Source organism: Kutzneria sp. 744 (genome assembly GCF_000568255.1).
GTDB lineage: Bacteria > Actinomycetota > Actinomycetes > Mycobacteriales > Pseudonocardiaceae > Kutzneria.
Map to the genome: position 1 here is coordinate 4,078,005 of NZ_KK037166.1, position 20,934 is coordinate 4,098,938.

Genomic DNA, 20,934 nt, shown 5'->3' on the forward strand with positions numbered 1-20,934 from the left:
CAAAGCTAGTTTGGAGTCAAAGCCATGTCAACGGTGGACGCCACCGTGCGCGAGCTGCTGCTGCTCATGCCGCGGCTGGTCGGGCGGGCCAAGAAGCTGCCGGTGCCGGCCGAGCTGCACGGCTTCTCCCTGGCCCCGCGGCACATCGCACTGATGGCCTACCTGCTGTGCGACGGGCCGCTCACCGTCAACGAGCTGGCCACCCGGCTGGAGGTGGCGCCGACGACGGCCAGCCTGATGGTGGGAGACCTGAGCCGGCAGGGCGTGCTGGACCGAGCCGAGGACCCGGCCGATCGCCGCCGCACCATCGTGAGCATCGCCGAGAATCACCGCGCGGCCGTCAAGGCCTGGTTGGCCGGCAGCGCGAACGCGTGGCGAAAGGTGCTGGCGCCACTCACCTCCGACGAGCGGGAACTGTTCGTGGCCACGCTGCGGGCCTACGACCAGGCGATAGCCGAAGACGGGCCCTGACCTGCAGGTTTGCCCATACAAAAACGGTCAGGAAAGGCACTGCCGCTTTCTTAATTCACATACGTGGAGTTACCCGTTCCGCCCATTGCCGCCGCGTCAACACGACTTGATACTGCGTGGACCCCGCCCTGCGTTTCCGGAGGTTCTCGCGTGTTCCGAACAAGACTGCTGGCGCCGCTGGCGTCGGTCGGCATAGTGGCCGCGCTGCTGGTCGTGGCCCACCCGGCCGACGCCACGGCGCCGTCCGCAACGGCCCCGGCGCTGACCGCCCAGTTCAGCCAGACCTCGACGTGGAGCAACGGCTACAACGGCAGCTACACGATCGCCAACGGCGGCACGGCCGCCAGCAGCACCTGGGTCGTCGAGTTCGACCTGCCCAGCGGCACCACCGTCACCAAGGCCTGGAACGCCACGCTCACCCACACCGGCCAGCACTACAAGCTGGCCAACGTCAGCTACAACGGCGCGATCAAGCCCGGCGCCACCACCAGCTTCGGCTTCGGCGTGAGCGGCCTGGCCACCCCGACCGGCTGCCTGCTCAACGGCGCCGACTGCGCCGGCGGCGGCCCGACGACCACCACAACCACGACCACCACGACGACGACAACGACTACGACCACCACCACCACGCCGCCCAGCGGGCCGACCGTGAACGTGGGCACCGCGGCGGAGCTGATCGCCGCCCTCGGCAGCGCCGAGCCCGGCCAGGTGATCAAGCTGGCGTCCGGGACGTACCACGGCTCCTTCATCACGCAGCGACCCGGCACCGCGGCCGAGCCCATCACCCTCACCGGCCCGGCCGACGCCGTGCTGGTCAACGACGGCCCGGCCGGCGACCCGCCGGACTGCGCCCAGCCGACCGCCGGCTACGACTCCGGCTACGGACTCTGGCTGTTCAACGCGGCCTACTGGAATCTGAGCGGTTTCACCGTCGCCGACTCCAAGAAGGGCATCATCGCCGACAATTCGCCGCACACGGTCATCGACGGCGTGACGGTGAGGCGCACCGACGAGGAAGGCATCCACTTCCGGCGGTCGTCGGCCGATTCCGTGGTGCGCAACTCCACCGTCACCGACACCGGCCTCGTGCAGCCGGGTTACGGCGAGGGTGTCTACATCGGATCCGCGGTCTCGAACTGGCCCTGCTACGGCAACACCGGCGGCGTCGACCGCGGCGACCGCGTGCAGGTGCTCGACAATCATCTGGGCCCGAACATCGCGGCCGAGCTCATCGACGTCAAGGAGGGCACCACCGGCGGCCTGATCAGTGGCAACACGTTCAACGGCCAGGGCATCACCGGCGAGAACTCGGCCGACTCGTGGGTCGACGTGAAGGGCACCGGCTACCTCATCGACGGCAACCACGGCACGTTCGCCAGCCCCGGCACCTTCGCCGACGGCTACCAGACGCACAACGTGAGCACCACGCCGTCGTTCCCGAGCGGGTGCGCAAACGTGTGGCGGAACAACGTTTCCGATCTGGGCGGGGTCGGGCAGTACGCGATCGACGTGACATCGGTGTCGAAGTGCGCGGGCACGCCGAACGTGGTCTACGCCTCGAACACCGTCACCAATGCGGTGAAGGGGCTCACCACCATCGCGGTGACTCCCTAATCGCCGGCGGTCGGCCGGACCGCCGCCCGGCCGACCGTGGTGCGCCGCAGTTCGTACACGGCGATGACTATTGCCACCAGCATGAATCCGATGGCACACCACAACGTCGTGGACACGGCGGCCGGAAAGCTGGCCGCGGCCGCCGAGTAGAAGACGGTCGCCAGCACCGCCGTGCCGATCGCGGTGCCGATCCGCTGACCGGTCTGCAACGCGCCGCCGGCCACACCGGCGATGCGGTTCGGCACACATTCCAGCGTCAACGTGGTGTTGGGCGAGATCACGGCGCCACCACCGATTCCGGCCACCAGCAATGGCAGCGCGATCGCGCCGCCAATCACGTCTTGCGGGACCAGTCGCACCACCACCGCGACCGCGGCCAGCCCTATCGTGATGAGACTCAGCCCGGCCACCGTCACCTTGCGACCCAAGCGGGAAACCAGCCGGCCGGCGACCGCCGCCATGATCGAGGAACCGACCGCGAACGGTGTCACGGTGAGTCCGGACTGCAACGGTGTGTAGTGCAAACCCTTCTGCAGGAACAGCGACATCACCAGGAAAATGCCGGCGAACCCGCAGAAGTACACCGATCCCAGCAGCAAACCCGACGAGTAGCCGGAAACCTCGGTGAACAGCCGCAGGTCGAGCAGCGGCTTCCCGCCGCGGGCGGACACACGGCGCTCCCACAGCACGAACAGCACCGCGAAAACGGGCGTGAGCACCGCCAATAGCCACCACCAGCCGACCGGGCCGCTCTCCGACTCCACGATCGGCAGCAACACGCCCAGCACCGCGACACCGAGCAGGAACGCGCCGATGTGGTCGATCTCCCGGCGCAAAACGACGTGACGGCGATCCACCCGCGGCAACCAGCGCAGGGCCAACACGAACGCGAGCACACCGACCGGCACGTTCACGTAGAACACCCAGCGCCAGCCCGTCTCGTCGCCGAACAGCGCCAGGATCAGGCCGCCCAGCACCGGTCCGGTCGCGGTGGAAATGCCGATCGTGGCGCCGAGCAGGCCGAACGCCTTGCCGCGTTCGGGGCCGCGGAACAGATCCTGGATCAGGCCCGAGTTCTGCGGAGTGAGCAGCCCCGACGCCAGTCCCTGCAGCAGTCGCGCGCCGATCAGGAACGTCTCGTTGGGGGCCGCGCCGGCCACCGCGCTGGTCAGCACAAATGCGGTCAATGCGACGAGGAACATGACCCGTCGGCCGAGCACGTCGCCCAGCCGGCCGCCGGCAACCAGGGACAGGCCGAACGTGAGCGCATATCCGGACACGATCCACTGCACGGATCCGGCGGAGGCGTCAAGACCGTTCTGCACCGAGGGCAGCGCCACGTTCACGATGCTCACGTCGAGCAGGCTCATGAAGCCGGCGGCGAGGCTGACCGCCAGTGCTTTCCACCGGCGGGGATCGGGTTCGCTCACCCCTCCATCCTGCGGCAGGCACGTTCCGTGCGCAGCGGGGCAAGCAATCCGCGGTCACGGGCGAATCCGGACCTAACGCCACCTGATCCGGTGAAGAATCGGTGACGACAACTGTCGTCGCTGGTCTGTTCGGCGTACCAGGGGCGGACCGGCGTGGTGACAACTGCTGCCCGATCGGCCGCTCGGGCGTGACCGACCCCACCCGGTTAGCCGCTCAATTTGGTTTCGAGTCGGTGAGTCATTTTGTGCGAAGTATCGACTAGACTGGCCGCAGTCGCGTCGACGGGGCACGCCTCTTTGACAGCGAGTATTACGCCACGTTCCGACCCAGACGGAGAAACGTCCATGGCACAGAAGACCATCGTCCAGCTGATCGACGACCTCGATGGCGGTGAGGCCAACGAGAGCGTGTCCTTCGGGCTCGACGGTGTCGAGTACACCATCGACCTGTCCGAGGAGAACGCGAAGAAGCTCCGCGAGGGCCTGACCTCGTTCGTCGAGAAGGCTCAGCGAGTCGGTGGCCGCAAGCAGCGGGGCGGCAGCACCACCGCGGTGAAGGCCGGCGGCGACCGCGCGCAGAACCAGGCCATTCGCGAGTGGGCCCGCAGCCAGGGGGAGAAGATCTCCGACCGCGGCCGCATCCCGGCCGAGCTGGTGGCCAAGTTCCAGGCCGCTCACGGCAGCTGAACACGCTGAGCAAATAGGCAAGGCCAAACGATGGCGCCCGCTCTCCGCGGGCGCCATCGGCATGTCCGCCACTAGATTCCTCGGTGAACATCGGGTGCGGCCCCGCCAATAGGAGGTGAGTCGCGCCACATCGACCGGGGAAGGGTGGCCCATGGCTCAGACCGTCGCCGACCAGCTCATCGAGGTCCTCCGGCAGGCCGGCGTGCGCCGGGTGTACGGCCTGGTGGGCGACAGCCTGAATCCGATCGCCGACGCCATCCGCCGGACCCCGGACGTGGAGTGGGTGCACGTCCACAACGAGGAGGCGGCGGCGCTGGCCGCGGCGGCCGAGGCGCAGCTCACGGGGCGGCTGGCGGTGTGCGCCGGCAGCTGCGGCCCCGGCAACACCCACCTGGTCCAGGGCCTGTACGACGCTCATCGCAGCGGCGCCCCGGTATTGGCCATCGCCTCGCACATCCCGTCGACGCAGATCGGCACCAACTACTTCCAGGAGACGCATCCGCAGCACCTGTTCCTGGAGTGCAGCGACTACTGCGAGTTGGTGTCACGGCCCGAGCAGCTGCCCCGGTTGCCGCGGATCGCCATCCAGACGGCATTGGCCAAGCAGGGCGTCGCCGTCCTGGTGCTGCCCGGCGACCTCACCGCCGAGCCGGCCGCTTTTCCCACCGGCGCCAGTCACATCGTGGAGACGCGGGCGGTGGCCGAGCCGGCCGAGGAGGCCGTTCGGGCATTGGCCGCCAAGATCAATTCGGCGCCCACGGTGAGCTTGTTCGTCGGGGCCGGCGTTCGCGACGCCCGCGCCGAGGTCCTGGAGCTGGCGGCCCGCGTGCATTCACCGATCGGGCACTCGCTCGGCGGCAAGGAGTGGATCCAGTACGACAACCCGTACGACGTGGGCATGAGCGGGCTGCTGGGCTACGGCGCCTGCTACGAGGCGACCCATGAGGCGGATCTGCTGATCCTGCTGGGCACCGACTTCCCGTACGACACCTTCCTGCCGCAGGCCCACACCGTCCAGGTCGATCGCGACGCCTCCCGGCTCGGCCGGCGTACCCGGCTGGAGCTGGGCGTCGAGGGAGATGTCGGCGCAACGCTGCGGGCCGTGCTGCCGTTGCTGCGGCAGAAGACCGACCGGTCGTTCCTGGACCGGATGCTGCGCAAGCACGCCGCCGCCCTGGAGAAGGTCGTCTCCGCCTACACGGACCGGGTGGAGAAGCTGCGGCCTGTGCATCCCGAATACGTGGCCGCCGTGCTGGACGAGCTGGTCGCCGACGACGCCGTGATCACCGTGGACACCGGTATGTGCAACGTGTGGGCCGCGCGCTATCTCACGCCCAACGGCCGGCGGCGGATCATCGGCTCGTTCCGTCACGGCACCATGGCCAATGCCCTGCCGCACGCCATCGGGGCCGCCCATGCCCAGCCCGGCCGGCAGGTGGTGTCCATGTCCGGCGACGGCGGTCTGACCATGTTGCTGGGCGAGTTGCGCACCGTGCGGGAGCGGAATGTGCCCGTGAAGATCATCGCTTTCAACAACGGGTCGCTGGGCATGATCCGGTTGGAGATGATGGTGGCGGGATATCCGTCGTTCGAGACCGACCACGGCGTTTCCGACCTGGCCGCCATCGCCCGGGCCTGCGGCGTGCCGGCCGAGGTCGTCGACGATCCGGCTCAGCTGCGCGGCGTCCTCTCGACCGCCTTGGCCTCTCCCGGCCCGTTCCTGGTCGACGTGCGCACCGACCCCAACGCCCTGTCCATCCCGCCCCACATCACGGCGGCCCAGGTCCGCGGCTTCGCCCTCGCCGCCACCCGCACGGTCCTGGACGGAGGCGTAGGCCGGATGATCGACCTGGCCCGCAGCAACCTCCGGTCCATCCCCCGCCCCTGAAAACCGCGAGTCCCGCTCCCGGACAGCTATCAAGCAGGTTCCCCAACCCCGGCGAGTCACGCTCTCCGGCACACCGAAATGCGGTTTGGGGCAGACCCCCGCGAGTGTGAAAGAAGGGGTCCGGACCCGCCGCTCCCCTCGACCAGCGGGTCCGGGAACCCCGAAATCCCCGGTACGTCAACTATGCGGACACAACGGTCACGGTGGCCAGGGGTTGGCCGTTGCCAACCCAGGAAACACCCCCGTGTCCGCCCGAAGGGGCTCGCATAATCGGCCGGTGCTGATCGTTGTGGACACGGATCCCGGCGTGGACGACGCGTTCGCGCTCGTGGGGTTGCTGGCCCGGGCCAAGCGGGGCGACTGCCGGGTGCTGGGGATCGGCACGGTGCACGGCAACCTGCCGCCGGAGCCGGGGGCGGACAACGCCCTGCGGATCACCGAGCTGCTGGACCTGGACATCCCCGTGGCGGTGGGCGAGGCCAAACCGCTGGTGGGGCCGGAGATGCAGTCGGGGCAGATCGTGCACGGCGAGGACGGCCTCGGCGGCAACGCGGGACCGGCGCCGACCAGGAGGCCGACCCAGGAATCGGCCGCCGAGCAGCTGGTCCGGCTGGCCAGGCAGCACCCCGGCGAGATCACAGTGCTGGCCCTGGGCCCGCTGACCAACGTCGCGAAGGCTCTGGAGATCGAGCCGGACCTGCCGAACCTGGTCGAGCACGTGATCTGGATGGGCGGGGTGTTCACCCTGCCCGGCACGGTCGGCGTGGCCCAGGAGCCGAACGCCTGGCACGACCCTGAGGGCGCGGAGCGGGTCCTGGCCGCCGGCTTCCGGACGACGGTGGTGCCGATCGACGCCGTCGCCGAGGCCTGGGCCGACGAGGCGTGGATCGCCGAGCTGGCCAAGATCGACAACCCGGCGGCCCGGGCGCTGACCGCCTGGCACAAGCAGTACCTCGACTTCTATTCGGGCACGCTGGCCGTGGAGCACGGCAGCCCGGGCATGCTGCTGTACGACCCGGTGGCGGCGGCGATCGCCCTGAACCCCGGCCTGGCCCGGTACGAGCGGCACGAAGTCGTCGTCGAGCTGCACGGATACCTGCGCGGGGCGACCCTGGTCGACCGCCGGGCGGCGCGGTTGCCGGGCACTGAGCTGCCCAAGCGCCGTCCGGCCGAGGTGGCTGTGGCCGCGGACACGGCGCGGATCCTGTCCGAGTTGCTCGCCGACATCGCCGACCTGGGGCGGCATGTGTAATACCCTCGATTCCGGGGGTAGGGCATGGTGGAAGACTTCGGCCGGCACGTGCGGGCGCTGCGGACCCGACACGCGCTGTCGCTGCGCGGCCTGGCCGACCTCGCCCACATCACCCCGGGCTACCTGAGCAAGATCGAGAACGGCCGGCTGCCCTCGGTCGACATGGCCCGCACGCTGGACATCGCCCTCGGCGCCAACGGCTCCCTGCTGGCGGTGCTGACCGTCGGCCAGCTCCCCCGCCCGGCCCAGCTGCCGCTGGCCATGAGCGGCTTCGTCGGCCGCGAGCCGGAGATCCGGGACCTGACCGCGGCCCTGGAACGCCCCACCGACAGCCGGGTGCCGCTGATCATCGCCGTCGACGGCCCGCCGGGAGCCGGCAAGACCACCCTGGCGCTGCATTTCGCGCACAAGGCCATCCCGCGTTTCCCGGACGGCCAGCTGTAGAATCCACCACAGAAAATTCGGCCGTCAAAATTGACGTCTGACACCACCTGTCAATTCTACATAGTCCGGAATGAATACATATCATATAATCAGGGCTTTGATCGTCCTGGTGCAGCAGCACTAGGCCATCCCGCGTTTCCCGGACGGCCAGCTGTATGCCGACCTGCGCGGACACAGCCCGCACGACCGGCCGGCCCGGCCCGAGGAGGTGCTGGCCGACCTGCTGCGCTCGCTGGGCGTGCCGGCCGCCGGGACCGCCGATGTCGAGCAGCTGGCGGCGCTGTACCGGTCGGCGCTGGCCGAGCGGCGGATGCTGATCGTGCTGGACAACGCGGCCGACTTCGCGCAGATCGAGCCGCTGCTGCCGGGCACGGCCCGCTGCGCGGTGATCATCACCAGCCGGGAGCGGCTGTCCGGTCTGACGCTGCGGGCCAGCCCGCACCGGCTCACGCTGGGCCCGATGTCCGAGGACGAGTCGCTGGCGCTGCTGACGACTGTGCTGGGCAAGGAGCGCGCCGACCGCGAACCGGCGGCGCTGGCCTCGCTGGCCGCCCGCTGCGGACGGCTGCCGCTGGCCCTGCGGGTCGCCGCCGAACGGGCCGTCACGACCCCGGACTACGACCTGCGCGACCTGGTCTCCGAGCTGGATTCGGAGCGCCTGGACGTGCTCGGTGTCGAGGACGCGGACGTGCGGACGGTGTTCTCCTGGTCGCTGCGGCGCCTCGACCCCGACGCCGCCCGCCTGTTCCCGCTGCTGGGCCTGCATCCCGGCCCGCAGATCAGCGGCCGGGCCGCCGCCGCGTTCGCCGGCATGCCGCACACCTTCGCCCGCCGCGCCACGGCCCGGCTGACCCACGCCCACCTGCTGCGGGCCGTCGGTCGTGACCGCTACACCTTCCACGACCTGATCCGCGACTACGCCGCCGAGCTGGCCGACCGCGAGGTCACGGACACGCCGGCGGCGGTGTATCGCCTGGTCAGCTGGTACCTGCACTCGACAACGGCCGCCACCCACGTGCTGGCCCCGTTCCGCTTCGACCCGATGGCCAAGGACGAGCTGCCCCGGGGCGTGCACCCGCTGGGCTGGACCTCCGACGACGCGGGCGCCCTCGACGCCCTGCGCTGGTGCGACGCCGAGCTGCCCAACTTCGTGCCGATCATCCAGCTGGCCATGGACCACGGCCATTTCAAGCTGGCCTGGCAGCTGCCGATCGTGCTGTGGACGTACCTGCTGCAACGACGCCCGTGGGCGATCTGGATCCGCAGCCACGAGCTGGCCCGGCAGGCGGCGCAGGCCCTGGGCGACCGGGCGGCCGAGGGCTGGGTCGTGACCAACATGGCCGAGGGCTACCGGCGGATGGGCGAGCTGGAGCAGGCCAGCCGCCTCTACGCCGAGGCCCGCCAACTGCGGTCCGATGTGGACGATCGTTACGGACTGGCCTGGGCCCTTGCCGGCTCGGCGTTCCTGGCCGCCGATCTGCGTGATGACGGTCAGGCGCAGGAGTTCGCCGACGAGGCGACACAGATCTTCGTGCAGTACAAGGACATTCAGGGCCAGGCGCTGTGCCTGATGACCCGGGGCGACGTGCTGCGGCTGCGGGGCGACCTCGACGGCGGCCTCGCCCTGTGCGCGCTGGCGCTGGGCATGATGTCGGACATCGCCTCGCTCGAAGGCCAGGTGCACGTGCTGCGCAAGATGGTGGAGATCCACCTGGCCCGCCGCGACTTCAACCACGCGTTGGCGTTGCTGGACAACACCGTCGTGACGAGCCGGGAACTGCGGGACCGCTGGGCGCAGGCCGAGGCGCTGACCCGGCGCGGCGATGTGCTGATCGAGCTGGGCCGGCGTGACGAGGCCCGTGCCTCCTGGCAGCAGGCCCTCGCGCTCTACGAGGAGCTGGACGACACCACCGGCAGCCGGTCGGTCAGGGAGCTGCTGGCCGGTGCGCTTCCTGCCACCGCAGCAGGTCCCGGCAGCAGGTGATCAGCTTGTGCCGCAACGGTTTCGATCGCTCGGCGAAGTCGGCCTGCCGCCGCGCGTACTCGGCCCGCCCGGCCGCCGACTCGATCGGCAGCGGCTCGTAGCCCAGCTCCGACAGGTCGTACGGGCTGGCCTTCATGTCCAGCTCGCGGATCTGCGCGGCCAGCTCGAAGCAGTCGGCCACCACCTCCGACGGCACGTACGGCTCCAGCTTGTACGCCGCCTTGTACAGATCCATGTTGCCGTGCAGGCAGCCCGGCTGCTCCAGCTCGACCTGCCCGTCCCGCGTCGGCTGCAGGGTGTTGCGGGGCCGCGCCGGCGGGGTGAAGAAGCGGAACGCGTCGAAGTGTCCACATCGGACCTGGGACGACTCCACCAGCTCGTCGGTCCCCTTGTGCCCCAGGCGAAGCGGCCAGCCGAAGTGGCGGACCTGCTCCGGCGTCTGCCGGTACACCATGGCCCACTCGTGCAACCCGAAGCAGTTCAGCCGCGGCGGCCGCGAAGCGGTGGCGGCCAGCAGCGCCAGGTAGAACTCGGCCGTGCGGATGCGAGGTTCGGTGCAGGCGGCGGGATCCAGCGTCACGCCGTCGTCGACTCGGTGATAACCCTTGTAGGCCAGGAACTCCGAGGCATTCCCGGCCAGCACGAAACCGAGGCCGGGGTGCCAGCGCTCCAGCCGCCCCGGCCGCTGCGAGTAGTAGGTGAACAGGAAGTCGTGCACCGGGTGCTTTTCCTTGGCCAGGGAGCGTTCCCGGTGCGGCTGCGTCCAGCGCCGGACCCGGTCGACGTGCGCACGCTGCCGAGCCCGCCACTCGGGTTCGGTCAGCACCGTCATCACGTCCACGCAATAACGGTACGTCAGCCGGCGACGGCCTCCTGCGCGGCCGTCCGGGTCCGCAGCGTCAGCACGGCGTACAGCAGGCCGGACAGCAGGAAGCCCAGCACGATGCCCAGGTTGGTGATGGCCAGCGGGCTGTTGGCGACGCCGGCCGGCAGCAGGAAGCCGGTGATCACCGCCAGGTGCGCGTCGGCCGAGGTGACCAGGCCCAGGCCGACGACGGTGCCGACGACCATGGATCCGATGCCGGCCCAGTTGAACCGCCCGTAGCGGCCGTTGACGTCGTCCAGGGCGGCGGTGTCGTAGCCGTCACGGCGGTGCATCCACAGGTCGACCAGGAACACCGCGGCCCAGGCCGACGCGGCGACGCCGGTGATCAGCAGGAACGCGATGAACACGCCGGCGAAGGTCGGGGCGACGAACACGATGTAGACGCCGCCGATGATCATCAGCACCCCGTCGATGCCGGCGGTGACCGGCCGCGGCAGCCGCACGCCGATGGCCTGGAGCACCAGTCCCGAGGAGTACAGGTCGACCGCGCCGGCGGCGGTGACGCTGATGATCACGCTGATCAGGTACGGGACGAGGAACCAGGTCGGGGCCTGCGCGGCCAGCGCGCCGATCGGGTCCTTGGCGACCGCGGCGACCAGCACCGGGTCGCTGGTCGACAGCAGCACGCCGACCAGCACCAGCAGGCCCTGGGTGACGCCGCCGCCGGCCGCGGTCCAGCCGAGGATGCGCCGCGAAGGCGTGTTTCGTGGCAGATAGCGGGAGTAGTCCGCCCCGGCTGCCAGCCAGCCCAGCCCGGTGCCGGCCATCACCAGCACGATGCCGCCGAGGAAGATCACGACGGAGCCGGCCCTGCCGCCGCTCAGGTCGAAGTGCAGCCGCGGCAGGACCACGATCAGGTAGACGACGGTGACCACAGCGGTGATCAGGGTCAGCCAGCGCTGCACCCGCTGGATCACGTGATATCCGTACACACCGAGCACGATCGTGCCCAGCGCGATCACCGCGAAGGCCAACGCCACCATCGCCGTGCCGCCGAGCCCCGGCGACAGCCGTTCCAACACGGTCCGGGTGGCCAGCGCCCCAAGCGCGACGCTGACGGTCTCCCAGCCGACGACCGTGAGCCAGGTGATCAACGTCGGCAGGCGGCTGCCCAGCACGCCGAACGCCGCCCGGCTCAGCATCATCGCCGGCGCACCACCGCGCGTACCGGCCACGGCCACCGCCCCGACCAGCGGATACGACAGGCCGATGCCGATGACCACGGCCAGCATGGCCTGCCACCAGTTCAGCCCGACCGCCACCACGAGCAGGCCGTAGCCGACCGGCAGCATGCTCAGGTTGGCCGCCGACCAGACCCAGAACTGGCGGCTCGGCGCGCCGTAGCGCTCCTCGTCCGGCACGTGCTCGATGCCCCGCTGCTCCACGGAGCTTCGGTCGACGGTCACCATCCGTGTCTCCCCGTTCACTCGCCCGGCATCACCGTAGCGGGGGACGGATCGCTCAGACCACGCCTTCCGCCCACTCGATGTGATGCGCGTACAACCAGGCACGGGACTGCTGCCGATCGTTCAACTGCTCGGACAGCACCTCGTCGCCGCTGTCCTGGGTGGCCCCGTCGTTGGCACTGGTCGCCACCAGCCGCTCCACCCGCTCGCGGCGGATCCGCTCGTACGCCAGGAACGCCTCGTCACGCGGCAGGTCCCGCAGGCACTTGGCCAACACGACGGAGTCCTCCAGCGCCATCGACGCGCCCTGGCCGGCCGCGGGCGAGGCGGCGTGGGCGGCGTCGCCGACGAGCACCATCGCGCCGCGGTGCCACACCGGCGTCGACGGCACGTCGTAGGCGTTGCCGCCGACGATCTCGTCCCAGGTGGCCTCGATGATCCGCCGCGACGGCGTCGTGTCGGCGATGAAGAACTCGGCGGCCCGGCGACGCCAGCCGTCGAGCGTCATGCCGGCGATGTTCTCCCGCGTCAGCTCCGCGCCGGACAGCCGGGCGAACCAGAACGTCTCGCCCTGCGGGGACGTGGTGTAGCCGAAGAAGGCCCGCTTGCCCTGAATCATCCGGTAGGCGTCGGTGGACAGCGGCAGCGTCGGGTCGTCGGTGTAGCCGTACAGGATGTTCAGCCCGGTGTACCGCGGTTCCGGCGCGTCGGGGTCGATCAGCGACCGCACGCGCGAGTGAATGCCGTCGGCCCCGACCAGCACGTCGCCGAGCTCGGTCGAACCGTCCTCGAAGACGGCCCGGATCCGGTCGCCCTCGGGCGCGGCGTCGACCAGCCGTTTGCCGTTGGCGACCGGAATGCCGCGCCGGCGTGCCTCTTCGGTCAGCGCCCGGTAGAGCGCCGAGCGACGCATGGTCCGCGGGTCGTGGCGGGTCTCGATCTGGCCGGCGATGTGCTGTCGCCCCAACACCTGGCCGCTGCCGCTGAGGAATTCCACTGTGGTGGCCGGGAAGGAGACGGCCTCGACCACCCCGGCCGCGTCGACGGCGGCCAGCGCGTCCATGCCGTTGTTCATGATCGTCAGGAAGGCGCCGACATCGTCGCCGCCGACCGGATAGGCCTCGAAGACGCCGACGTCGACGCCGGCCTTGTGCAAAGCCAGGGCGGTCGCCGGTCCGGCGACACCACCCCCGATGATCAGCACCCTGGTCATGGATCCGTGATCGTAGCGGCACTGTGCGTGCTGGTACGAGAGCCGAATCTATGATTGTGTGAACAAATTCACCGCCGCCGCGTGACGGAAAGGGGGCAGCGCGTGACCATCGGTCGCCGTCGCCTGCTCGGACTCGGACTCGGCGCACTGGGCGCCGCCGCGCTCGCGGGCTGTGCCCCGCCGGGCGCCACCCCGGTGAACACGGAGCCGACGATCCCGGCCGCCGCCCCCGGCGAGAAGATCACGCTGACCTACTGGGCGTGGCTCAAGGATCTGCAGTCCGTCGCCGACATCTGGAACGCGAAGAACCCGAACGTGCAGGTCCAGGCGGTGTTCAGCCTGGGCGGCAACAGTGGCGGCTACCAGAAGATGTACTCCGCGCTGGCCGCCGGCGGCGGTCCCGACCTGGCCCAGGTCGAGTTGCGCAGCGTGCCGGAGTTCATGCTCGTCGGCGGCCTGATCGACCTGTCCCGCTACGGCGCCAAGCAGTACCAGTCGCGCTACGACGAGGCGGCGTGGGACCAGGTCAGCTTCAACGGCGGCGTCTACGCCATTCCGCAGGACACCGGCCCGATGGCCTGGTACTACCAGCCCGAGGTGTTGGCCAAGGTGGGCGGACGGCCACCGACCACTTGGGACGAATGGGCCACTTTGGCTCAGGAGCTGCACAAGCAGGATCCCAGCGTGTACCTGGAGGCCTTCTCGGTGGCCGACACGTCGACCTTCATGGCCTACGCGGCGCAGGCCGGCGGGAAGTGGTTCACCCCCACCGAGGACGGCTGGATCGTCAACCTCACCGACGAGACTTCCCTTGCCGTGGCCCGGTTCTTCGACAAGGCCGTGGACGAGGGCTACTCGCAGACCGGCTTCGATCCCTACAGTCCCGGGTGGACGGCCGCCGCCGGCAACGGCAAGATCGCCGCGCTGACCGGGGCGTCCTGGGGCGACGCGCTGGTCGAGACGATCGGCACCGGCAAGGGCAAGTGGCGGGTCGCCCCGATGCCCCGGTGGTCCACCGGTTCCGGGTCCTCCGCGGTCGGCGGGTCCAGCACGGCGATCCTGGCCAACAGCCGGCATCCCAAGGAGGCGCTGGACTTCGCGGTGTGGATGACCACCAGCCCGGAGGCCATCGACGCCCTGATCAAGTACTGCGGCATCGGCTGGTCGCCCGCCCGCGACTACATCGGGGCGCAGCGGCAGCAGCCCAGCGAGTTCTTCAGCGGCCAGAACTACAACAGCGAGGTCTTCGTGCCGGCGGCCGAGCAGCAGCCCAAGGACTGGCACTGGGGGCCGATCACCCAGCGCACCCTCAACACGCTGTCCGACAACTTCCGGCGCAAGCTGACCGCCGGCCAGTCCTTCGTGGACAGTCTGCACCGGACGCAGCAGACCACTGTGGACACCATGCGGCAGATCGGGCTCACCGTGCTGGAGGCGAAGTGACCACCGCTGTGAAATCCGCGGCCGCCGTCAAGGCGACAGCACCGCAGCGGCACCGGCGCAAGCTGCTCGGCGCGCCCTGGATCCTGCTCGCGCCGTTCCTGCTGCTGTTCGTGCTGACCGTTCTCGGCCCGGTGGTCCTGGCCGTGGTGCAGAGCTTCACCCACATCAACCGGGCCGGCCTGTTCGGCGAGAAGGGCGTGTCCAGCGACTTCGCCGGCTTCGCCAACTACGCGCAGGCCTTGGGGGACAGCAACTTCATCGGCGCCATCGGCCGGGTGCTGCTGTTCGGCATCGTGCAGGTTCCGGTCATGACGGTGTTCGCCACCGTGCTGGCCCTGATGCTGGAGTCGGCCTCCGCGCGCTGGCCCGCGTTCTTCCGGGCCGCGTACTTCCTGCCCTACGGCATTCCCGGCGTGATCGCCACCATCCTGTGGTCGTTCCTGTACGTGCCCGGCCTGAGCCCGATCATCGACGTGGGCAAGCTGGTCGGCCTGGACATCGACTTCCTGGGCCCCAACGCCGTTCTGTGGTCCATCGCCAACATCGTCACCTGGACCTACACCGGCTACAACATGCTGATCATCGTGGCCCAGCTGAAGTCGATCCCGTCCGAGATCTACGAGGCGGCCAAGGTGGACGGCGCGTCCCCGCTGCGCATCGCCCTGTCGATCCAGCTGCCGCTCATCCGGCCGGCGCTCGTCCTCAGCGTGGTGTTCTCCATCATCGGCACGCTCCAGCTGTTCGCGGAACCGTTGGTGCTCAAGACGGTCTCGCCGGCCATCGTCACCGAGTACACGCCCAACCTGAGCGCCTACAACAACGCCTTCGCCTACAACGACTACGGCATCGCGTCGGCTGAGGCCGTGATCATCGCGGTGGCCGCGTTCGTGCTGTCCTTCGGCTTTCTCGCCTGGACCAACCGGAGGGGCCGGTCATGACGACCACCAGGAACACCGGCTGGACCATCGTGGTCACCGGCCTGCTCACCGTTGTCGCGCTGTACTTCCTGGTGCCCGTGTACTGGGTGGTGATCGCGTCCACCAAGTCCTCGGGCGACCTGTTCACCACGCCCGGCTTCTGGTTCGGCCGGACCATGGAGCTGTTCACCAACGTGGCGCAGGTGTTCACCGCGTCCGACGGCATCTACCTGCGCTGGCTGCTCAACAGCGTGATCTACGCGGGCGGCGGCGCGCTGGTCGCCACCTACCTGGCCGCGGCCGGCGGCTACGCGCTGGCCAAGTACGACTTCCCCGGCCGCAACCTGGTGTTCGGCACCGTGCTCGGCGGCGTGCTGGTGCCCAGCACCGCCACCGCCCTGCCGCTGTTCCTGTTGTTCAGCAAGCTGGGCCTGGCCAACACCTACTGGGGTGTGCTGCTGCCGGCGATGGTGTCGCCGTTCGGGCTGTACCTGTGCCGCATCTACGCCCAGGCCACCGTGGACGACTCCGTGCTGGAGTCGGGGCGGCTGGACGGGGCCGGCGAGCTGCGGATCTTCCACACCTTGGTGCTGCGCAGCATGGCCCCGGCGCTGGTCACCGTGTTCCTGTTCCAGCTGGTGGGCATCTGGAACAACTTCCTGCTGCCGCTGATCATGCTGGCCGACGACAAGCTGTACCCCATCACGCTGGGCCTCAACGCCTGGCGCAGCCAGGTCGACCGGTCGCCGCAGTTCTACGAGCTGACCATCGGCGGCCTGCTGGTGTCGGTCATCCCACTGGGGATCGCCATGATCTTCTTGCAGCGGTACTGGCGCGGCGGCCTGACAGATGGTTCTGTGAAGGGTTGATGGCGTGACGTACTACGAGGACTTCTCCCCCGGTTCGAACCGGCTGCCGCCGCGCTCGTGGGTGCGCTCCAGTGCTCCCGTTCTGTCACTGAACGGTGACTGGAAGTTCAAGCTCTGGCCGCATGCCGACGCGCCGCTGGAGGATCCGGCCGAATGGGACACGCTGCCGGTCCCGTCGCACTGGGTGCTGCACGGCGACGGCCGCTACGGCCGGCCGATCTACACCAACATCAAGTACCCGTTCCCGGTCGACCCGCCGTACGTCCCGGACGAGAACCCGACCGGCGACCACTTCCGCACGTTCACGTTGCCGGACTGGGGAATCGACCGGTTCGTGCTGCGCTTCGACGGTGTCGAGTCGACGTTCAAGGTGTGGGTCAACGGGACCGAGGTCGGCGTGGGCAAGGGCAGCCGGCTGGCCACCGAGTTCGACGTCACGGATCTTCTGGCGCCGGGCGAGAACACCCTGCTGGTGCGGGTGCACCAGTGGTCGGCCGCGACCTACCTGGAGGACCAGGACCAGTGGTGGCTGCCCGGCATCTTCCGTGATGTCACCCTGCTGGGCCGGCCGTCGAAACGCATCGACGACGTGTGGTTGCAGGCATCGTTCACCGACGGCCACGGCGTCGTCACGCCCGAGGTCAGCGGCTCGTTCCCGATCACCTTGTCCGTGCCGGAACTCGACGTTTCGGTGACGTGGCAGTCACCTTCCGAGGTCGCGCCGCTTGAGGTCGGTTCCGTGGAGCCGTGGAGCGCCGAGTCACCGCGGCTCTACGACTGCTCGGTGGCCTCGGCCGGCGAGTCCGTCCACTTGCGACTCGGGTTCCGGACCGTGCGCATCGACGGCGACCAGTTCCTGGTCAACGAGCGCAAGGTGATGTTCTACGGCGTGAACCGGCACGAGACGCATCCCGTGCTGGGCCGGGTGTTCGACCTCGACCACGCTCGCCGGGACCTGCTGCTGATGAAGCAGCACAACATCAACGCCATCCGCACGAGTCATTACCCGCCGGATCCGCGGGTGCTGGAGCTGTGCGACGAGCTCGGCCTGTGGGTCATGCTGGAGTGCGACCTGGAGACCCACGGCTTCGAGTTCGATCCGTCCATCACGGACAATCCGTCCGAGGACGTGCGCTGGCGGGAGCAGTTCCTGGACCGCATGGAGCGCACGGTCGAGCGGGACAAGAACCACCCGTCCATCGTGATCTGGTCGCTGGGCAACGAATGCGCGACCGGCCGCAACATGGCCGCGATGGCGCAGTGGACCCACGAGCGCGATCCCGGCCGCCCGGTGCATTTCGAGCGCGACCATGCCAGCGCCTACACCGACATGCACTCCCGGATGTACGCCACACTGTCGGAGCTGGCGGTGATCGCCACCACCGGCAATGCCAGCGAGGGCAACCTGCGTCCGGAAGAGGCTGTGCGGCAACGGAATCGTCCGTTCGTGCACTGCGAGTACGGGCACGCCATGGGCAACGGCCCCGGCAGCCTGGCCGACTACCAGGCCGTGTACGAGCAGTATCCGCGGCTGCACGGCGGTTTCATCTGGGAATGGCGTGATCACGGCATTCTCACCAAGACCGCCGACGGCACCCCGTTCTACGCCTACGGCGGGGATTTCGGCGAGGTCGTGCACGACGGCAACTTCGTCATGGACGGCATGGTGCTGCCCGACGGCACCCCGTCGCCGGGGCTGGCCGAGTACGCCGCCGTGATCGCCCCGATCGTCTTCGGCGACGAGCCCGGCACCCTGCGCAGCCGCTACCACTCCATCGACACCGCTGCCGTGCAGTTCACCTGGCGGCGTGAGGACGACGGCGTCGAGGTCGGCCGGGGCGAGCTGGAGGTCTTCCCCGTCCCCGCGGGCGAATCCGGCCGTTTCGAACTGCCGCCGGAGGCTCTGGACGTGGCCGCGTCCGGCGAGACGTGGCTGACCTTGGAAGCCGTCTCCGGCCACGTCGTCGGTTCGCGCCAGTACCAGTTGTCCTCTCGGCCGTCGGTATCTCTCGTGCGGGCCAAGGGGCTCGGCGGGGCCGTGTTCGATCCGCGCACGGGTTCGCTGCTGCGTATCGGAAACGTGGAAATCACCGGGCCTCGGCTGGAGCTCTACCGGGCGCCCACGGACAACGACATCCGGGCCGGCGGATGGATGTGGCATGAGCGGGGCCTCGACCGGCTCGAACACCGCGTCCGGGACATTCTCATCGGCGACGACTCGATCACCGTCTCCATGCGCGTCGCCGCCGCGACGGCCGCTCGCTGCGTCGAGGTCACCTACCACTGGTTCGGCGTGGAGGACGGCGTCGCGTTGCGGGTCGACGCTGTGCCGAGCCAGGGTTGGGACTGCACATGGCCGCGCCTCGGCGTCCGGTTCGAGCTGCCGTCCGTGGAGGAGGCTTCGTGGTTCGGCACCGGGCCGCTGGAGTCCTATTCGGACAGTTCAACCGCCGCCCAGGTCGGCCGGTTCACCAGTTCCGTGGATGACCTCAACGTCGTCTACTCCAAGCCCCAGGAGACCGGGCACCGGCCGCAGCTGCGGTCGTTGGAGCTGGACGGCCGGCTGCGCATCGACACCGTGCCCGACCGCACCGGCCACCGCCCCGGCTTCAGCCTCTCCCGCCACACCCCGCAGCAGATCGCCGCCGCCGCCCACCCCTACGAGCTGCCGTCCAGCGACCGGGTCTACCTGTTCGTCGACAACGCCCAACACGGCCTCGGCTCCGCCGCCTGCGGCCCCGACGTCCTCCCCCAACACGCCAACTGGCCCGCCGCCCACACCTTCACCCTGCTGTTCAGGGCCTAATTTGAGGTCAGGAAGGGGCCCCTTACTGACGTTGAACGCCAGGATCCGTCCCTTGATCTTGGTCGTGATGTCAGGAAGGGGTCCTTCCTGACGTTCAACGTGAGGATCGGTCCCTTGATCTTGGAGCGGGTCATTCCTCGACCCCCGAGTCGAGGGATGACCCGCTGCGTCAGGGCAGCAGCACGACCTGCGTGACGAAGGGCAGCAGGCGGGCCGCGGCCGGGTCGGTGGTCAGGGGCACGGCGACCGGGGTGCAGCCGGTCTCGGCGGCGAGCGCCTTGGCCAGCGCGTCCACATCGGACGGTGTCGTCTCGTCGGCCCACCGCCGCACCGGAGCCATCGGGTCCTGACGCTGCTCCAGGTGCGCCTGCAGGCCGGCCGCCAGGGCGTCGTCCCAGCACAGTCCGGCCGCGGCGCCGACCTCGGCGTGCGGGCCGCGCTGCTCCAGCCACACCCGGCGGCGATTACCGGTGATCAGGTCGGTGCCCCACGCCCAGCCCCGCCCCGCCGCCAGCGCGCCGTAGCTCGCCATCGCCGCGAGCACGGCCCGCACCTGCGCGGTCTGCGGATCCTCGGCCCAGCCCAGCACCTGGTGCGCCGGCCAGCGGCGGCGCGGGTCGGCCACCGTCACCCAGCTGACCACGCCGGCCTGCTCGACGGCGGTTTGAGCAGGCCGACGTGTCGATCGACAAACGCCGGCAGCCGGTCCAGAAGTTCCCCCGCCTCCAGCGGCCGTGCCGACGGCGCCTCCGCCACCGGCCCGCCCCACTGGTACCGGTGCTCGCTGATCTCCAACGACTCCAGGTCCAGCCGCAGCACCATCGGCTCCGTGCCCTTCGCCGCCCCCGTGAGATACCGGAAGCAGGTCAGCGCCACCTGTGCCCCGATCAGCGCGGCGGTGACACCGGCCAACTCGGCCTTCGGCTTCGCCTCAAGCACCGCGACGCCCGAAACCGCGGGCTCATCCAGGGCGCCCTCGTACGCCGGCCCGAGCAAAGCGCCGGGCACACGCTTCGGCAACGCGACATTGTCACGTGCGGACCGCACGTGATGGACAACCGGGGCGGCCTGCCACTCGTCGGCTTCCTCGGGCGCCAATCGACGCCACGCGGCCTCGATCGGGCGGCCACCCGCGGGGTGGACTGGCGTTATCCAGGCGTCCTGTTCGCGCACGAAGACCTGGGCCAACGACGCATTCTCGGCCCGGCAGCGGCGGGCCATCTCCACCAACTCGCCGAAATCGGACGTTACGTGCACGACCAGATCGGTGTCGGCGAGGTGCTCACCGATCCGGTCGACCGTATCGGTCAAGACGTGTTGGAATTCGTCGCGCAATGCGCATTCCGGCGCGGGTTCGGCGGTGAAGACCTGCGTCCACCGCCATCCGCTGCCGATGCCGGCCCGCAGCACGGCGGCCAGCGCCGGCCCCTCGCCAATGACGGCCACCCGGGCATGCCGCAGCCGGTAGAACCCCTGCTCAGAGCGGGAATTCTCGATCTCGGAACGGTACTCGACGGCCTCGGCCACAGTGAGGCCGGCGATCGTCTCGGTGCACTGACTCATGACGGGTCACCGAGCCGTGCCGCGGCCGGCACGCCGCACCAGAAGTAAATACGAGGTGGAC

17 protein-coding genes are annotated in these 20,934 nt (G+C 69.6%); 11 read left to right on the forward strand and 6 right to left on the reverse strand.

Annotated features, from left to right (window positions below; genetic code table 11):
• The first annotated feature begins 24 nt into the window (after nucleotides 1-24).
• Complete coding sequence (locus KUTG_RS18260) at nucleotides 25-471, forward strand: MarR family winged helix-turn-helix transcriptional regulator (RefSeq protein ID WP_043718399.1); 447 nt, start codon at nucleotides 25-27, stop codon at nucleotides 469-471.
• Nucleotides 472-621: 150 nt separating this feature from the next.
• A complete protein-coding gene (locus KUTG_RS18265) occupies nucleotides 622-2,085 on the forward strand; it encodes a cellulose binding domain-containing protein (RefSeq protein WP_043718401.1) in 1,464 nt (487 codons plus the stop codon).
• Here KUTG_RS18265 and KUTG_RS18270 read toward each other — a convergent pair.
• Nucleotides 2,082-3,515: an MFS transporter gene (locus KUTG_RS18270; RefSeq protein WP_052394851.1), complete on the reverse strand. Its 1,434-nt coding sequence runs from the start codon at nucleotides 3,513-3,515 to the stop codon at nucleotides 2,082-2,084. The genes KUTG_RS18265 and KUTG_RS18270 overlap by 4 nt on opposite strands.
• 345 nt (nucleotides 3,516-3,860) lie before the next feature.
• Between KUTG_RS18270 and KUTG_RS18275 the strand changes: the two genes are divergently transcribed.
• The 5 genes from KUTG_RS18275 to KUTG_RS18295 all read left to right on the forward strand — a co-directional run bounded on the left by KUTG_RS18275 (nucleotide 3,861) and on the right by KUTG_RS18295 (nucleotide 9,770).
• Nucleotides 3,861-4,202, forward strand: coding sequence for a histone-like nucleoid-structuring protein Lsr2 (locus KUTG_RS18275; protein ID WP_043718402.1), 342 nt, complete (start codon nucleotides 3,861-3,863; stop codon nucleotides 4,200-4,202).
• A gap of 151 nt (nucleotides 4,203-4,353) precedes the next feature.
• On the forward strand, nucleotides 4,354-6,090 hold the full coding sequence (locus tag KUTG_RS18280) for a pyruvate dehydrogenase (protein ID WP_043718403.1): 1,737 nt from the start codon (nucleotides 4,354-4,356) through the stop codon (nucleotides 6,088-6,090).
• 277 nt (nucleotides 6,091-6,367) lie between these two features.
• Nucleotides 6,368-7,342, forward strand: coding sequence for a nucleoside hydrolase (locus tag KUTG_RS18285; RefSeq protein ID WP_043718405.1), 975 nt, complete (start codon nucleotides 6,368-6,370; stop codon nucleotides 7,340-7,342).
• Nucleotides 7,343-7,366: 24 nt separating this feature from the next.
• Nucleotides 7,367-7,786, forward strand: a complete 420-nt coding sequence (locus tag KUTG_RS18290; RefSeq protein ID WP_043718406.1) for a helix-turn-helix domain-containing protein — start codon at nucleotides 7,367-7,369, stop codon at nucleotides 7,784-7,786.
• 208 nt (nucleotides 7,787-7,994) lie between these two features.
• The gene (locus tag KUTG_RS18295) at nucleotides 7,995-9,770 is read left to right on the forward strand and encodes a tetratricopeptide repeat protein (RefSeq protein ID WP_043718407.1); all 1,776 of its coding nucleotides are present in this window, start codon (nucleotides 7,995-7,997) and stop codon (nucleotides 9,768-9,770) included.
• On the opposite strand, the gene KUTG_RS18300 is transcribed toward KUTG_RS18295, so the two are convergent.
• The 3 genes from KUTG_RS18300 to KUTG_RS18310 are packed head-to-tail and all read right to left on the reverse strand — an operon-like array spanning nucleotide 9,712 to nucleotide 13,275.
• Nucleotides 9,712-10,602 (reverse strand): hypothetical protein, encoded by an 891-nt coding sequence (locus KUTG_RS18300; protein ID WP_043729782.1) that lies wholly within the window; start codon nucleotides 10,600-10,602, stop codon nucleotides 9,712-9,714. The two genes, KUTG_RS18295 and KUTG_RS18300, sit on opposite strands and share 59 nt — an antisense overlap.
• A gap of 23 nt (nucleotides 10,603-10,625) precedes the next feature.
• Entirely contained in the window at nucleotides 10,626-12,065 is a 1,440-nt protein-coding gene (locus tag KUTG_RS18305) for a purine-cytosine permease family protein (protein WP_043718409.1), read from the reverse strand.
• A gap of 52 nt (nucleotides 12,066-12,117) precedes the next feature.
• A complete protein-coding gene (locus KUTG_RS18310) occupies nucleotides 12,118-13,275 on the reverse strand; it encodes an FAD-dependent monooxygenase (RefSeq protein ID WP_043718411.1) in 1,158 nt (385 codons plus the stop codon).
• A gap of 102 nt (nucleotides 13,276-13,377) precedes the next feature.
• Between KUTG_RS18310 and KUTG_RS61395 the strand changes: the two genes are divergently transcribed.
• The 4 genes from KUTG_RS61395 to KUTG_RS18330 are packed head-to-tail and all read left to right on the forward strand — an operon-like array spanning nucleotide 13,378 to nucleotide 19,310.
• The gene (locus KUTG_RS61395) at nucleotides 13,378-14,718 is read left to right on the forward strand and encodes an extracellular solute-binding protein (RefSeq protein ID WP_043718412.1); all 1,341 of its coding nucleotides are present in this window, start codon (nucleotides 13,378-13,380) and stop codon (nucleotides 14,716-14,718) included.
• Nucleotides 14,715-15,656, forward strand: a complete 942-nt coding sequence (locus KUTG_RS61400; protein WP_043718414.1) for a carbohydrate ABC transporter permease — start codon at nucleotides 14,715-14,717, stop codon at nucleotides 15,654-15,656. The genes KUTG_RS61395 and KUTG_RS61400 overlap by 4 nt, the downstream gene beginning before the upstream one ends.
• Nucleotides 15,653-16,504 (forward strand): carbohydrate ABC transporter permease, encoded by an 852-nt coding sequence (locus KUTG_RS18325; RefSeq protein WP_043718415.1) that lies wholly within the window; start codon nucleotides 15,653-15,655, stop codon nucleotides 16,502-16,504. Before KUTG_RS61400 ends, KUTG_RS18325 begins: the two co-directional genes overlap by 4 nt.
• Nucleotides 16,505-16,508: 4 nt before the next feature.
• Complete coding sequence (locus KUTG_RS18330) at nucleotides 16,509-19,310, forward strand: glycoside hydrolase family 2 TIM barrel-domain containing protein (protein ID WP_043718417.1); 2,802 nt, start codon at nucleotides 16,509-16,511, stop codon at nucleotides 19,308-19,310.
• Between the two features lie 169 nt (nucleotides 19,311-19,479).
• Here the strand turns inward: KUTG_RS18330 and KUTG_RS18335 are convergent, their stop codons facing one another.
• Both KUTG_RS18335 and KUTG_RS18340 read right to left on the reverse strand, forming a co-directional pair.
• Nucleotides 19,480-19,953 (reverse strand): hypothetical protein, encoded by a 474-nt coding sequence (locus KUTG_RS18335; RefSeq protein WP_157494614.1) that lies wholly within the window; start codon nucleotides 19,951-19,953, stop codon nucleotides 19,480-19,482.
• Nucleotides 19,938-20,873: a hypothetical protein gene (locus KUTG_RS18340; protein ID WP_043718420.1), complete on the reverse strand. Its 936-nt coding sequence runs from the start codon at nucleotides 20,871-20,873 to the stop codon at nucleotides 19,938-19,940. The genes KUTG_RS18335 and KUTG_RS18340 overlap by 16 nt, the downstream gene beginning before the upstream one ends.
• Nucleotides 20,874-20,934: the final 61 nt, after the last annotated feature.

Excerpts from the sequence above, each read along its gene's own strand:
- KUTG_RS18325 (WP_043718415.1), top strand. The coding sequence starts at position 15,653 with ATGACGACCACCAGGAACACCGGCTGGACCATCGTGGTCACCGGCCTG.
- KUTG_RS18260 (WP_043718399.1), top strand. The coding sequence starts at position 25 with ATGTCAACGGTGGACGCCACCGTGCGCGAGCTGCTGCTGCTCATGCCG.
- KUTG_RS18310 (WP_043718411.1), bottom strand. The coding sequence starts at position 13,275 with ATGACCAGGGTGCTGATCATCGGGGGTGGTGTCGCCGGACCGGCGACC.
- KUTG_RS18280 (WP_043718403.1), top strand. The coding sequence starts at position 4,354 with ATGGCTCAGACCGTCGCCGACCAGCTCATCGAGGTCCTCCGGCAGGCC.
- KUTG_RS18340 (WP_043718420.1), bottom strand. The coding sequence starts at position 20,873 with ATGAGTCAGTGCACCGAGACGATCGCCGGCCTCACTGTGGCCGAGGCC.
- KUTG_RS18305 (WP_043718409.1), bottom strand. The coding sequence starts at position 12,065 with ATGGTGACCGTCGACCGAAGCTCCGTGGAGCAGCGGGGCATCGAGCAC.
- KUTG_RS18290 (WP_043718406.1), top strand. The coding sequence starts at position 7,367 with ATGGTGGAAGACTTCGGCCGGCACGTGCGGGCGCTGCGGACCCGACAC.
- KUTG_RS18300 (WP_043729782.1), bottom strand. The coding sequence starts at position 10,602 with ATGACGGTGCTGACCGAACCCGAGTGGCGGGCTCGGCAGCGTGCGCAC.
- KUTG_RS18275 (WP_043718402.1), top strand. The coding sequence starts at position 3,861 with ATGGCACAGAAGACCATCGTCCAGCTGATCGACGACCTCGATGGCGGT.